At 75.1% G+C, this 14,555-nt stretch carries 1 protein-coding gene; it reads right to left on the bottom strand.

What is annotated here, in order from left to right; all coding sequences use genetic code 11:
• Nucleotides 1-14,468: SDR family NAD(P)-dependent oxidoreductase (locus BFF76_RS04135; RefSeq protein ID WP_420877201.1), on the bottom strand; the 14,468-nt coding region annotated here is incomplete at its 3' end.
• Nucleotides 14,469-14,555 lie beyond the last annotated feature (87 nt).

The raw sequence follows: 14,555 nt of genomic DNA, 5'->3' as shown, positions 1-14,555 counted from the left end.
GGTCCGGGCACTGCAGGGGTGGTGGGCTCAGGGGTGGTGACGGGGACATCGGGGATTCCGGGGCTGGGCGCCCCGGCGCCGAAGTGCCCGGCCAGCTGCCGGATGGTGATCCGCTCGAACAGCAGGCTCGCCGGCTGGGGACCGTAGACCGCCTCCAGGGCGCGGGTCACCTCCAGGACGACGAGCGAGTCCACACCGTAGTTCTCGAAGGTGAGGTCGGGGTCGAGCCGGCCGGGGGGCATCTCCAGGACGCGGGCGAAGACGTCCGTCACCTGGCGCAGGGTGTCGTCCGGGGAGCCCGGGGAGACGGGGACGGCCGGGGCCACGCGGGAAGCCGGCGCCGGGACCGGAACCGGGATCCGCTCCGGCTCGCGCCCGGCTGCCGGAGCCCGCCCCTCGTCGGGCACCACGCCGTCGCTGACGGCGGCGATGACGCTCTGGAAGGCCGGTCCGGCCTCCGTCGTCGGGGCAGCCGCGCTGATGTCCGTGAAGCCGCACGCGGCCAGCGCGTCCCGCCACTGGCGCTCGCTCGCCAGCGGGGAGCGGGGCATGCGCTGCTCGGGGTCCGAGAACAGCCACCAGCCGGCCGTCAGGCCGAAGACGAGCGCGAGCTGGTGCCGCGCCCGGGTGCCCTCCACCAGGAGCAGGGCGCCGCCTCGCCCCAGCAGCCGCTTGGTCCAGGTCAGCGTGTCGGACAGCCGCCGGGTGGCGTGCAGGACGTTGGTGGCGAGCACCACGTCGTGGGCGCCGGGGGTCAGGCCCTGCCCGGCAGGGTCGGCCTCGATGTCCAGCACCTCGAAGCGGGTGAAGGGGTACTGCTCGCCGAAGCGGTTCCTGGCCTTGCGGACGAAGGCCGGGGAGACGTCGGTGAAGACGTACTCGATGCCGTCGGCGTGGGGGGCGAGGGCGGCGAGCACGGTCGCCGTGGTGCCGCCCGTACCGGCGCCGATCTCCAGGATCCGCACCGGCGTGGTCGGGTCGGCGGCCCTGCGTGCCTCGACCCGCTCGGCCACGAGCCGCGCAACCTCCCTGTTGCAGCGGTCGGTGACCGGGTCGCCCCGGTAGACGGCGGCCACGCGCTCGGCGGAACCGTCGGGGAAGAGGACCTCCATGGCGGGGCGGCGACCGGTGAGCACGTCGGGCAGCGCGGTCAGGCAGTCACCGAGGAGCGTGACGACCGGCGCGAGGGACGGGTGACGTTCCGTCAGCAATTCGAAGCGGGCTTTGAGTTCCCCCTCGGATGCGGTCCTGCGGCCCGTCGGGCGCAGGCGGCCGCCGTCCGTGACGGTCAGCCAGTCCGCCTCGGCAAGCATCTCCAGCTGTGCCTGGAACAGCGCGGCGTGCTCGGACACCACGCCCAGGCGGGCGGCGAGGTCCTCCCGGGGTGCCTCGCCCGCGCTGAACAGGCCCGCCCGGTCGAGCACCGAGGCCAGCAGGCTCAGCGCCAGCTCCTCCGCCTCGGCGACCGCACGCTGGTGGTCGGCCAGTTCGCGGTCGGCACCGGGCGCACCCGGGAAGCGGACCTCGGGCAGCGGGTCCGGCGCCCCGCCCGGCAGCACCCGCAGGGTGCGGTCGGGGTCGATGCCGAGGTTGTCCAGGACGGGCTGGTCGGCGTCCAGGGCGAACACCTGGGGCAGTCCGGCCGCGAGGGTCCGCTCGACGACGGTCATGCCCTGATCGGCGCTCAGCGGCCGGATGCCGGCGGCGCGGAACCGGCGCAGCACCCGCTCCCGCTCCGGGTCGCCGCCCGCGTGCCAGTAGCCGAGGTTGAGGACCCGCACCGGGAAAGGCAGGGTGCGGGCGGCGTGCAGGGCGAAGGCGTCGGCGAAGGTGCAGCCGGCGGCGTAGCCGGCCTGGCCGTGGTTGCCCTCGAAGGCCACACCGGACGAGTAGAGGAGCGCGAAGTCCAGCGGCACCCCGCGCACCGCGTGCAGCAGACTCCAGGTGGGGCCGGTCTTGGACTCCAGGGCGGTCCGCAGCCCGTCCTCCGGCAGCTCCTTCAGCACCTGGCTGACCAGCACCATGGCGGCGTTGATCACCCCGTGGAGGGCACCGAACTCCCGGACGGCGGTTTCGACGGCCTCCTTCAGCGCGTCCGGGTCGGTGGCGTCGAGGGCGAGGTAGCGGACCTCGGCGCCCGCCTTCTCCAGCTCCGCGACGGTCTGCCTCCGGGTCGCGTCGAGCGGGGACCGGCCGACCAGGACCAGTTTCGCTCCGTAGGCGCGGGCCAGGTACCGGCAGGTGTCCCGGCCCACGGCGCCGAGCCCGCCGACGACCAGGTAGACACCACCCTGGCGGAACCGGGGCGCGCCGGCGGGAAGTTCGACCCGCTCGAGGGTGCGCACCCGGCGGACGCCCGCGCGCAGCGACACCGGCACCGGCCGGGCCGGGAACGGCTCGGCCACGATCGCGTCGGCCGCCTGGGCGGCCTCCGCCGCGCGTACGTCGACGAGTGCCACGCGCAGCGCGGGGAACTCCTTGGCCGCGACGGCGGCCAGGCCTGCGGTCCCGGCGGCCCACGGCGAGGACTCGTCGCCCGCCTCCAGCGGGTGGACGTCCGTGGTGACGACCTTCAGGCGAATCTCCCGCTCCAGCAGGCCGTGCCGGGCCAGCGCCCGTACCAGGCGGTACAGGGAGACCGGGCCCCGGTCGGTCAGGGCGTGCAGCCCGGCGCGGCCGACGGGCTCGCGGCCGGGGGCCGTGGCCAGGAAGTAGACCAGGTCAGGTGCGCCGGCCCCGTCCAGGGCGCGGTCGAGTTCGGCGTCCGCGAGGCCGCCGGGGCCGACCGGAAGCCGGCGTACGTCGGCGCCGTGGTGGGCGCCGGCGATGCGGGCGGCGGGCTCGGCGTCCAGCCGCTCCCCGACCAGCAGCACGCGGTCGGCGGCCGGGGCGCGCTCCTCGGCGGGCCGGGCGGTCCATACCGGCCGGTGCACGATCACCGTGGACGGCTTGGCCTCGCGGTAGGTCAGGCCTTCGAACCTGACCCGTACCGCGCCGGTGTCGTCGCAGAGCAGAACCTCGCAGCGGTCGGTTCCGGTCTCCCGGACGTAGGACCAGCCGGTCGTGGGGACGGTGCCGAAGACGTCGACACGGTCGGCGGCGAACGGCAGCATCGGCCGGGCGTGTTCGCCCCGGCGGCGGACCAGCAGGGCGGCGACGGTGTGCAGGGCGGCGTCCAGGACGCCGGGGTGCAGGGCGTGTGCCGGGTCGTCGCCGGAGGGCTCGCCGATCCGGCCGAGCACCTCGTCGTGGCCGGTCCACACCTGCCGGACACGGCGGAAGAACGGCCCGTACGGCAGTCCCTGCCCGGCCAGCGCCCGGTAGAAGGATTCCTCGCCCGGGCCTTCGTCCAGGCGGGCGCGCAGCGCGGTGACGTCGAGGGGGGCGGGTGCGGCCGGGGCGGCGGCGAGGCGGCCGCAGGAGCGTACGGCGTCGTCGGCGCCGCGGATCTCGTAGCGGTCGCCGTCCTGGACCACCGCCACGGTCTCATCGGCCCCGCTCAGGGCCAGCGGGACGATCCAGCGGACGTCCAGGCAGGCCCGTCCGGCCAGCCCCCCGCTCGCCTCGGCGACCAGGTCCAGGTGGCCGACACCCGGCAGGATGGGCCGCCCCTCGACGACATGGTCGCGCAGCGCCGGCTCGTCGGCGGCGAGCCGGCGCTCCCACCGGCGCGGGCCCTGCGCGGAGGCTGGCACGGGCGTGGTGTCGAGCCAGTGGCGTACCCGCTCGAAGGGGTACGTCGGCAGCGGCACCCGGCGGCGCTCGGCGGGACGCAGGCGGTGCAGGAGGTCCCAGTCGACGCTGACGCCCGAGACCCACAGCCGGCCCAGCAGGTCGTCGGCGCCGGCCGCGATCTGCGTGGCGAGGAAATCCTCGCCGCCGATGCCGTCGGTCAGCAGGCCCGCCAGCGGCGGGTGCTGTTCGACCCGGCCCCGGTGCAGCCACTGGCCGCCCTCGTCCCGGCCGACGGCTGCGAGCTTGCCGGCCGCGTCCGCGAGGTCGGCGGCCAGGAACGCCAGCCGTGCGGCGAGGGGTTCGCGGCCCACGCGCAGCGTGTGGGCGACGTCGGCCAGCCGCGGGGAACCCGGCTCGGCGAGGGCGCGGCCCAGATCGGCCGCGCGGGCGCGCAACCGGTCCTCGTCTCGGGCGGACAGCACGATCAGCTCCGCCTGCTCGGGCCCGGCCGGGACCGGCCGGGGGGCCACGTACTCCTCCAGGACGACGTGCGCGTTGGTGCCGCCCGCCCCGAACGAGCTGACGGCGGCGCGGCGTGGCAGCGCACTGCCGTCACCGTCGTACGCGCGCGGCCAGGGCGCCGTCTCACGCTGCACGGTGAAGGGCGAGTTCTCGAAGTCGATGACGGGGTTGAGCTCCTCGGCGTGCAGCGTGGGCAGCAGTACGCCGTGGCGCAGCTGCAGGACGGCCTTGGTGAGCCCGGCGATCCCGGCGGCGCCCTCCAGGTGGCCGATCGCGGACTTCACCGAGCCAATGGCGCAGAATCCCGTGTCGCCGGTGTGCCGGGCGAAGGCCTGGGCCAGCGCGGTGTGCTCGATGGGGTCGCCCAGGGCGGTACCGGTGCCGTGCGCCTCGACACAGCCGATGGTGCGGGCGTCGATCCCCGCTCCGTCCAGCGCCTGTTCCACCAGCGCCTGCTGCGCCTGGGGGTTGGGCACGGTGTAGCCGCTCGTCCGGCCTCCGTGGTTCACGGCACTGGCACGGATCACGGCATGCACCGTGTCACCGTCGCGGACCGCGTCCGACAGCCGCTTGAGCACCACAGCGCCGACGCCCTCGCCGGGTACGTACCCGGTGCCGCCCGCGCCGAAGGCCCGGCAGCGGCCGTCGTCCGACAGCATGGTCTTGCGGCTGAGGTGTACGTACTTGTCGGGGTGCACGGCGACGTTGACGCCGCCGGCGATGGCGTACGAGCACTCGCCGCGGCGGATGCTCTCGCAGGCCTGGTGCACGGCGACGAGGGAGGCGGAACACGCGGTGTCGATCACCACGCTCGGGCCGCGGAAGTCACCGAAGTAGGAGACCTGGTTGGCGATGGCGGAACGGTTGGCCAGTACTACCTGGTGGTTGCCGAGGGCTGACTGGGCGGCGGCGAGGATCGCGTAGTCGTCCCACATGACGCCGACGAACACGCCGACGTCGTGCCCCTGGCCGCCGTGGCGGGGCGCCGGTATCCGGGACGGCGGGTAGCCGGCGTCCTCCAGCGCCGACCAGGCCGTCTGCAGGAACAGCCGCTCCTGCGGGTCCATCGTGCGGGCCTGCTTGGGCGCGATCTGGAAGAACAGCGAGTCGAAGGAGTCCACGTCCGACAGGAAGCCGCCCCACCGGCCGTAGCTGCGGCCCGGTGCGGCAGGGTCCGCGTCGAACAGGGCGTCGGCGTCCCAGCGGTCCGCGGGTACCTCGGTGACGCAGTCACGGCCTTCCGCGAGGTTGCGCCAGAACTCCTCCAGGGTGTCCGCCTGGGGGTAGCGGCCGCTGATCCCGATGACGGCGATCGGCTCGTCGGTGTCCCGGCGGGCGGGCGGGGTGTGCGGGCCCGGGGCGGACACCGACGCGGGAGCGGCGTCCTGCCGCGACGGCTCGGTCTCCTGCCGCGGCGGCTCGGTCTCCTCGGGGAACAGGCGGGTGACGGCGTCGCCCTGCTCGGCGAGGATGTGGCCGGCCAGCTCGTCGACCGTCCGGAACTCGAAGAACACGGTGCCGCGCAGGCCCGGGAAGTCCTTGCCCAGAAGCGAGTTGGACTCCATGACCAGCACCGAGTCCAGGCCGTAGCCGTCCAGGGGGACGCGGCTGTCGAGACGCCCTGCGGGCAGCTTGAGCACTCCCGCGAGGACCTCGCGCAGGTGCTCCACCAGCCGGTCCCGGAGCCGGCCGTCAGGGGCGGCGACGACGGGCCGGGACGCGACGGGCCGGGACGGGGCAGGCGTACCCGTCAGGGCGGCGTCGAGGGCCGCCGGGTCGCCCCACGCGGGCACGAGCCACGAGGCGCCGGGGGCGAAGGAGCGGGCGAGGAGGTCGAGACCCGCTTGTGCGGTCAGCGCCCGCATCCCGCTGCGGCGGGTGTACGCGGCCAGTTCCTCCTCGCGGACCAGCCCGTCGACCCCGCCCACCGCCCAGAGCGGCCAGGCCAGGGAGAGACTGCGGCCGTGCGCCTCGCCCCGGCGCACCCGGTGGTCGCGGAGCACCGTGTAGAGGTCGGCGAAGCGGTTGGCGGTGGCGTAGCCGGCCGCTCCGAAGTCACCGATGAGGGAGGAGACGGAGGAGAAGACCACGAAGAGGTCGAGGGTGTCCTCGCGGGTCAGCCGGTCCAGGTGGACCAGGCCGTGGGTCTTGGCGCCGAGCAGCCGGGCGAAGCGCTCCCGGTCGCCGTCGGCGCGCCCCTCGTCGGCGACGCCCGCCAGGTGGAACACGCCGTGCGGGGCTCCGAACCGGTCCCGGGCGGCGGCCAGCGCCGCGCCGAGTTCATCGGCCCGGGCCACGTCGGCGCGCAGCGCGAGCACCTCGGCGCCGAGGCCGGTCAGCGTGCGGTGCCAGGCGCGAGTCCGCTCGTCGGGCTCGGAGCGGCCGATCAGCACCAGCTTGGCGGCGTGGTCGCGGGCGAGATGCTCGGCGAGGACACGGCCGATGGCACCGGCGCCGCCGGTCACGACGTACACGCCGCCGTCCCGCAGGGGCACGTCGGCCGGGGCGGCCGGGGCTGCGAGTGTGCGCAGGGCACGGACCTGCCGCTCGCCCGAGGCCGTGCGGCGGACTTCCAGGCCTGCGGCGCGGGGCGCGGCGCGCAGTTCCACCACCACTGCCCGGGCGACCTCGGTGACCGGCGCCTCGGCGTCGACGCCGAGGGTGAGCAGCTCCAGGCGGGGTGCGACCGGCCCCGTGGAGCGGGCGAACCCGGCCAGCGCGGCCCACTCGGGCCGGTCCTCGCCGGCGTTCCGGGTGTGCAGCACCAGGCACCGCACCCGGCCGGGCAGCACGCCGGTGCGGGCCGCGTCGAGCACGTCCAGGAGGGGTGCGCAGGCGCGGTCGAGCCGGTCTGCGGGCGAGCCGCCGTCCGCGTCGTCGAGAACGACGGCGATGTCGAGCCCGTCCTCGTCAGCGAGGGCGGCGAGCCGGCCTGTGTCGTCGCCGACGGCGACGACGCGCCGCCACACACCGGTCGCCTCCAGCGCGGCCTCCAGCTCCGGACGGCGGTCGAGCAGGACGAGGGTCCCGGCGGCGTCCGCCGGTTCGGGATCGGCGGCGGCGTGCCAGTACGGCTCGTAGAGGCGGGGTTCGCCGGAGGCGGGGTCAGGCCCGGACTGTGCGGTGGGCGTACGGTCGGCGGGCGCTGCCTGAGCGTCGGATGCGGGACCAACGGGCGCCACCGGGGCGCCGGCCGCGGGGTCCACGAGGGCCCCCTGTCTGCCGGGCAGACGGCCCGCGAAGTCCCGCACGGAGGCGAGGACACGACCCTGGTCGTCGTAGACGCGCAGGTCGAAGCGGCGCACCCCCGCCGACTCGCCGGAGACCCGGGCGTGTGCGTGGCAGACCTCGGGCAGCGGGGCGAAGGCGTCCAGGGCTCCGAGGCTGAAGGGGACGGCGAGTTCACCGGTGCGCGGCGCGGTGGTCCGGCCGGTCCAGTGGCAGGCCCGCAGGGCACCGTCGAGGAGCTCAGGTGGCAGTTGGGTGCCCGAGGCGGTAGCGGTCCGGGCCAGCCGGACCAGCGCCTCGCCGGGGCCGACCCGGATCTCGTCGATGACCTGGAAGGAGGGGCCGTACGCGAACCCGGCGGCCGCGTACTCGGTGTACGCGGTGGGGCCGTCGCGTACGACGGAGAGACGGGCGCGCAGCGCGGCCAGGTCCTCGGGGGCCTCAGGGGCGGCGGGGGCCGGGACTGCCCTGCCGCGGGCATGGGTGGTGCGGTCGGCACCGGTCCCGCTGTACACCTCGAAGGCCAGCCCGGTTCCGTCCGGGCGGAAGGAGACGTAAAGCTCCGTTTCGCCGTCGCCGGGTTCGACGGCTCGGCCCCACACCACCTCGCGCAGGGCGTGCCGGGTGCCGGGCTCGGCGAGCGCGGCGGCGGCGCGGACGAACTCGAGCGTCGCCGCGCCCGCGAGCAGCGGCCGGCCCTCGATCACGTGGTCGCGCAGCAGCGGGTCGTGGGCGCGCAGCGTCTTGCGGAAGCGGACCTCCGTGACGGTGGACTCGTTGGCGTCGACCAGCGGATGCGGAGCGGCCGTGCCCAGGTCGGGGTCGAGCGGTATCCAGTAGCGTTCCGCGGCGAACGGGTACCGCGGGGCGGATACCCGGCGCGGGGCGGGCCCCGGCCGGCCGGCGTGCCAGGCCGCCCAGTCCACGTCGGCGCCGCCCAGCCAGCGGCGGGCCGGGCCGGCCAGCGGGCCCGCGTCCGTGAGGTCGGGGGCCGGGCCGCCTTCGGCGAACCGGCTGAGCGCGTCGGCGAGTTCGCCGCCGTCGGTGACTGCCACCGCGAGCCGGGCGTCGAAGGACTCGCGGCCCACCTGGGTGGTGAAGCACAGGTCGGCGAGCGGCACGCGCTCGGTCCTGACGAAGCGGGCGGCCGACTCGGCGTAGGCGCGCAGCCGTTCCTCGTCGCGGGCGGAGAGCAGGAACAACACGGTTTCGCCGGTGCGCTGCTCGCCCGCCGGCACATCGGTGACCGGGTCCGGATCCGGGGACTCCTCGAGAACGAGGTGCGCGTTGGCGCCGCCCGCGCCGAAGGAGCTGAGGCCGGCCCGGCGCGGCCGGTCCCCGTCGGGCCATTCGGACAGCTCTCGCTGGACCCGGAACGGTGAACGCCCGAAGTCGATGTTGGGGTTCAGCTCGGCCGAGTGCAGCGAGGGCACCAGGGTGCGGTGCCGGAACTGCAGCAGCACCTTGGTGAGTCCGGCTATGCCGGCCGCGGACTCCAGGTGCCCGATGTTGGACTTGACCGAGCCGATCGCCCAGGGGCCGGGCGCGTCCCCGGCGGACCGGTAGCCGTGGGTGAGGCCGGTCAGCTCGATCGGGTCGCCCAGGGCGGTGCCGGTGCCGTGCGCCTCGACGTAGCCGATGTCCTGCGGGGTTACGCCGGCCCGTTCCAGCGCGGTGGTGATCGCATGCTGCTGGGCGCGCGGATTGGGCACGCTGTATCCGTTGGTCCGGGCGCCGTGGTTGATTGCGCTGCCGAGGACCAGGCCGTGGATGCGGTCCCCGTCGGCCAGCGCCTTGCGGTAGGGCTTGAGCAGGACGGCGCCGACGCCCTCACCGGGCACGTAGCCGTCGCCGCCCGCACCGAAGGCCCGGCAGCGGCCGTCGGAGGCGAGGAAGCGGCCCTGGCTGAGGAAGGCGAACTTGTACGGGTGGACGGAGACATTGACTCCCCCTGCGATGGCCATTTCGCTCTCGCCCCGGCGCAGGCTCTCGCAGGCCAGGTGGATCGCGGTGAGCGAGGAGGAGCACATGGTGTCCAGTGCCATGCTCGGGCCGGACAGGTCCAGGGCGTGACTGACACGGTTGGCGATGGTGGCGAAGGACGAGCCGGTGAGCGGCCGCCCGCCGCGCAGCGCGTCCAGCGCGCCGTGGAACTGGTATTCGCCGTACATGACGCCGGCGTACACACCGACGGGCCGGCCTGCGAGGTCGGAGCGGCGGTAGCCGGCGTCCTCCAGGACGTGCCAGGCGTTCTGCAGGAAGAGGCGCTCCTGGGGGTCCATCAGTTCGGCCTGGCGCGGGGAGATGCCGAAGAACAGCGGATCGAAGCGGTCGACGTCCCGCAGGAATCCGCCCCACCGGGTGTGGGCGAGGCCGGGCGCCGCCGGGTCCGGGTCGTACCAGCGGCGGCTGTCCCAGCGCTCCGCGGGGATCTCGGTGATGGCATCGCGGCCCTCGGCCAGGATGGTCCAGAGCTCGCCGAGGTCGTCGGCGGCCGGGTAGCGGCCGGCCAGGCCGATGACGGCGATGGCGTCGGTGTCGTCGTCGGCGGGTTCGGCGACGTCGGCTCGTGCGGTACGGCGCGGGGCGCGCGACGGTCGCGGGGCGGGGTCGCCGGTCGTGGGCGTGAGCGGTGCGGCCGCCGGCGTGCCGCCGGTCAGTTCGGCCGCGTGGTGCTCGGCGAAGTAGCCGGCGAGTTCACCCAGGTTGGCGTATTCGAAGAAGAGGGTCTTGGACAGGGCGTCGAAGTGCCGGTCCAGTTCGCGGTTGAGCTTGGCGATCACCAGCGAGTCGATCCCGAGCCGGTCGAACGGGGCGTCCTCGGCCAGCTCGGCCGGTTCCAGACCGGTCTCGGCGGCGATCAGCTCGCGCAGCAGCCGCAGGGCCTCGTCGCGCGGGTCGCCGCCCTCGGTGGGCGCGGTGGCCGTGGCGGTCCGGACCGCCCGGGCGGCGGGCGCGGTGAGGGCGGTGGTGATGGCGCGGAGGTCTCCGTAGGCGGCGACGAGCGCGCCGGGGGTGCCGAGGGCCTGCTCGAACAGGGCGAGACCGGTCTGTGTCGGCAGTACGCCGAAGCCGGTGCGGGCGGCGATGTCCGCGGCGTCCTCGGTGCTCTGGCGCATCCCGCCGTCGGCCCACATCGGCCAGGCGATCGCGGTCATTCGGCGGTGCCGTTCGGCGTAGGCCTCCAGGTAGGCGTTGGCGTACGCGTAGTCGGTCTGGCCGGGGTTGCCGATGTGGGCGGCGATGGAGGAGAAGGCGACGAAGAAGTCCAGCGGGTCGTCGGCGGTGGCCGTGTCCAGGGCTCGCAGTCCGGATGCCTTGGGCGCGAGGACGGCGGCGAAGTCCTCGGCGGACTTGGTCAGGGCGAAGCCGTCGCGCAGCACACCGGCGGCGTGGACGACACCGTTGAGCGGACCGAACTCCTCGCGTACGGAGGCGAGTCGGGCGGTCAGGGCATCCGGGTCGGACACGTCGACGCTGCGGTAGACCAGGCGCTCGTCCAGGCCGGCGGGCCGCTCGCTGCGGCCCAGCAGGACCACGCGGGCGTCGGCCCGGGAGAGCAGCCACCCTGCGACGGCGCGGCCCAGTCCGCCGGCGCCGCCCGTCACCACGTACACGCCTCCGTCGCGGACCCTTGCCGGGTCGGCCGCCGGGGCCGGCTCGGCCTGCGGGATCCGGCGGCCCTGCGCGGTGTGGGCGACCTCGGGGTCGCGGCCGTGGCCCGCCAGTTCGCCGGCGAGCGCGTCGGCCTCGGCCACTTCCTCGGCGAGGCCGACGGCCTGCACTTCGAGCAGGGGGTTCTCCGCCCGGACGGTCCTGGCGAAGGCGGCGAGTGCGGCGCGTTCGGGGCGTGGGCCGCCGGTCTCGTGGCGGTGCAGCAGCAGGACGCGCACGGGTGCGGCGGGGCGGGCGGCGAGGAGCGTGCGGACGACGTGCAGCGCCTGTTCGGGGGCCGGTTCGTCGACGAGGACGACATCGGGCTCGGTGGCCGGGTCGAGGCCGTTGGTGACCGTGCCGATGCCCAGGGCGGTGAGGTGAGCGACGAGCTGTGCGCCGCGCGCCGGGTCGGCGGTGACGACGGCGGCGGTGTCGCCGAGGGCGGCGCCGGTGGGCTCGGCGGGCACGGCGGTCCAGCGGCGGGCCAGCAGGGCCGACTCACGGGGTTCGCCGAGGACGCGCACGGCGAGGTCGTGCAGGCGGGCGAGGACCTGTCCGTGGGTGTCCACGACGGTGAGGTCGGCGTGCGCGGTCCGCTTCCCCAGCCGGCCAAGCACGACATGGACATGGCAGGGCCCCGTGACGGGGGCGTGCACGCCGAGTTCGCCCAGGGCCAGCGGCAGGAAGCCGTCCGCCGTCTCGCCGTAGGCGCGGGCCAGCAGTACGACCAGGGCGTGCAGGGCACCGTCGAGGAGCGCGGGGTTGAGCACGACGCCGTCGAGCGAGGCACCGTCGGGCAGTTCGAGGGTGCCGAGGGCCTCCCCGTCACCGAGCCGGACCTCGGTGAGGGCGCGCATGCGGGGGCCGTAGTCCAGGCCGCGAGCGTGCAGGATGTCGTAGCAGTCGGTGTGGGTGACCAGCTCGGCGCAGCGGGCGGCGACGGCGGCCGGATCGGCCGGTGCCGGGGGCTCGACGGCACCGGGGTGGATCTCGCCGGCCGCGACCACGCTCTCGCCGGCGGTGAGTTCGAACCCGACGGTGTCGCGCTCTCGCCACAGCTCGACCAGCGCGGTGCGCGGGCCGGCGGCGTAGGTGAGCAGTTGCTCGAACGAGACTCCGCGCAGCCGGACCGGTCCGCCGAGGGAGAGTTCGCCGGCCGCGCGGGCCAGTTCCAGCTGTCCGGCGGCGGGCAGGACGGGCTCGGCGTCGACACGGTGGTCGGCCAGGTAGAACTCGGTGCCGGTGCGTGAGCTGCGGTAGGCGAGGGTGTCCAGGGTGGAGACGTTCTCGTCCAGCATGGGGTGCGGACCGGGGCCGGTGACCCGGTCGGCGGGTGCGCCGGCGCCCGGGCCGGTCAGCCAGCAGCGGCGGCCCTCGAAGGGGTACGTGGGCAGCGGGACGCGGCCACGCTCCTCGCCCTCGAACCAGGCCGCCCAGTCCACGTCGCTGCCGGCCTGCCAGGCGCGGGCCACGCCGTCCCAGGGGCCGTCGGTCACGCCGAGGGCGACACCGCGAACCTCGTCGTTGGCACCGCGCACCGGGATGCGTGCGCGGGTGGCGCGCTCTTTGGGGCCGTCGTCGGTCAGCGCGTCCCGGAGCCGCAGCGCCCCGGTCACGCAGGCGGCGGCCCGGGCGGCGAGCCCGTCGCCGTGCACCGCGACCGGGGTGAGGCCCAGGTCGAGCCACAGCTTGCCCAGCGCGTACTGCAGGGCGAACGCCTGCCCCCGCTCCCCCAGTCGGTCGGCGCCCGCGGCGAGTGCGGCCTCGTGGTACCCGGCGAAGGCGGGCTCGGTGGCAGCCCACCGGCCGGCCAGGCTCGCCGCGTCCGGGACGTCCTCGGCGAAGACGAAGGAGACCTCGCCGGTCCCGGGCCGCTCGGGGACCGGAGTCGTGCGCAGCGCCCGGGCGAGAGCGACGCGGTCGGAGCCGGTGACGGCGAGCCGGTACTCGTGGGCGCGGCGTCCCACGGCCAGCGTGTAGGCGACGTCGGCGAGCGCGGCAGTGTCGTCGCCGTCGAGGTACGCGGCCAGGTTCTGCGCGGCCGTTGTCAGCGCGGTCGCGGTGCGGGCGGACACCACCAGCAGCTGCTGGGCGCGGTGCGCGTCGCCGGTGCCGGGGGCGGGCGGGGCTTCCTGGAGGACCGCGTGCGCGTTGGTGCCGCCGATACCGAAGGAGCTGACGCCGGCGCGCAGCGGGCCCTCCCCTGTCCAGGGGGTGGTGCCGGTGCTCACCTTGAAGGGGCCGGCCGCGAAGTCGATGGCCGGGTTGGGGGTGGTGTGGTTGACGGTCGGCACCAGCGTCCGGTGCTTCATCATCAGCACCGTCTTGATCACGCCTGCCACTCCGGCAGCCGCGTCCAGGTGGCCGATGTTGGACTTCACCGAGCCGATGGCGCAGTACCCGGTGTCGGGGCCGGAGTCGCGGAACGCCCGGGTGAGCGCCGAGACCTCGACCGGGTCGCCGAGGCGGGTGGCGGTTCCGTGTGCCTCGACGTATCCGATGCTGCGGGGGTCGACGCCGGAGACGGTGTGCGCCTCGCGGATGACGGCTGTCTGGCCGGCGGCGCCGGGCGCGGCGAAGCTCACCTTGGCGGAGCCGTCGTTGTTGGTGGCCGTGCCCTTGACGACGGCGTGAATGGTGTCCCGGTCCGCGATGGCGTCCCGCAGGAGTTTGAGGACCACGACACCGACGCCGTTGCCGAGGACGGTGCCGCTGGCGTCCGCGTCGAAGGTGCGGACGTGCCCGTCCCGGGACAGGATCGCGCCCTCCTCGTACAAGTACCCCTTGGCCTGGGGCAGTTTCACTGTGACGCCGCCGGCCAGTGCCATGTCGCACTCGCCGTTGATCAGGCCCTGGCACGCCAGGTGGAGGGCGACGAGGGAGGTGGAACAGGCGGTCTGGACGGCGTAGCTGGGTCCTTTGAGGTCGAGTTTGTACGACAGGCGGGTGGCCAGGAAGTCCTTGTCGTTGCCGACCATCACCGCGAAGTGCTCGGAGGTGGTGGTCTGGTCGACGTGGGGCAGGACCTGCTGCTGGAGGTAGGTGTTGATGGCCGCGCCGGCGTAGACGCTGATCAGCCCGTCGTGGCGGGCCGGGTCGTAGCCGGCGTGCTCCAGGGCGGCGTGGCCGGCCGTCAGCAGGATGCGGTGCTGCGGGTCGGTGATCGCGGCCTCGGCGGGGGTGAACTCGAAGTATCCGGTGTCGAACAGGTCGGCGTCCGGGATGGTGCCGTGGGCGGGGACGTACTCCGGGTCGTCCAGCAGCCGGGCGGGCACCCCCGCTTCCGCCAGTTCCTCGCGGCTGAAGCGGGTGATGCCCTCGCGGCCCTCGCTGAGCAGGCGCCAGAAGGAGTCCAGGTCGTCGGCGCCGGGGAAGCGCCCGGCCATGCCGATGATGGCGACGTCCGTATCGGCAACCGCCGGAACCGGGTTGTTCACTGACCCAACACTCCTTTTTTGCCTGAGCTCACTCGG

This window comes from Streptomyces mutomycini (assembly GCF_001700505.1).
GTDB lineage: Bacteria > Actinomycetota > Actinomycetes > Streptomycetales > Streptomycetaceae > Streptomyces > Streptomyces mutomycini.
Note: the sequence above shows the minus strand (reverse complement) of the source record. Positions and strands in the feature narration are given on the sequence as shown.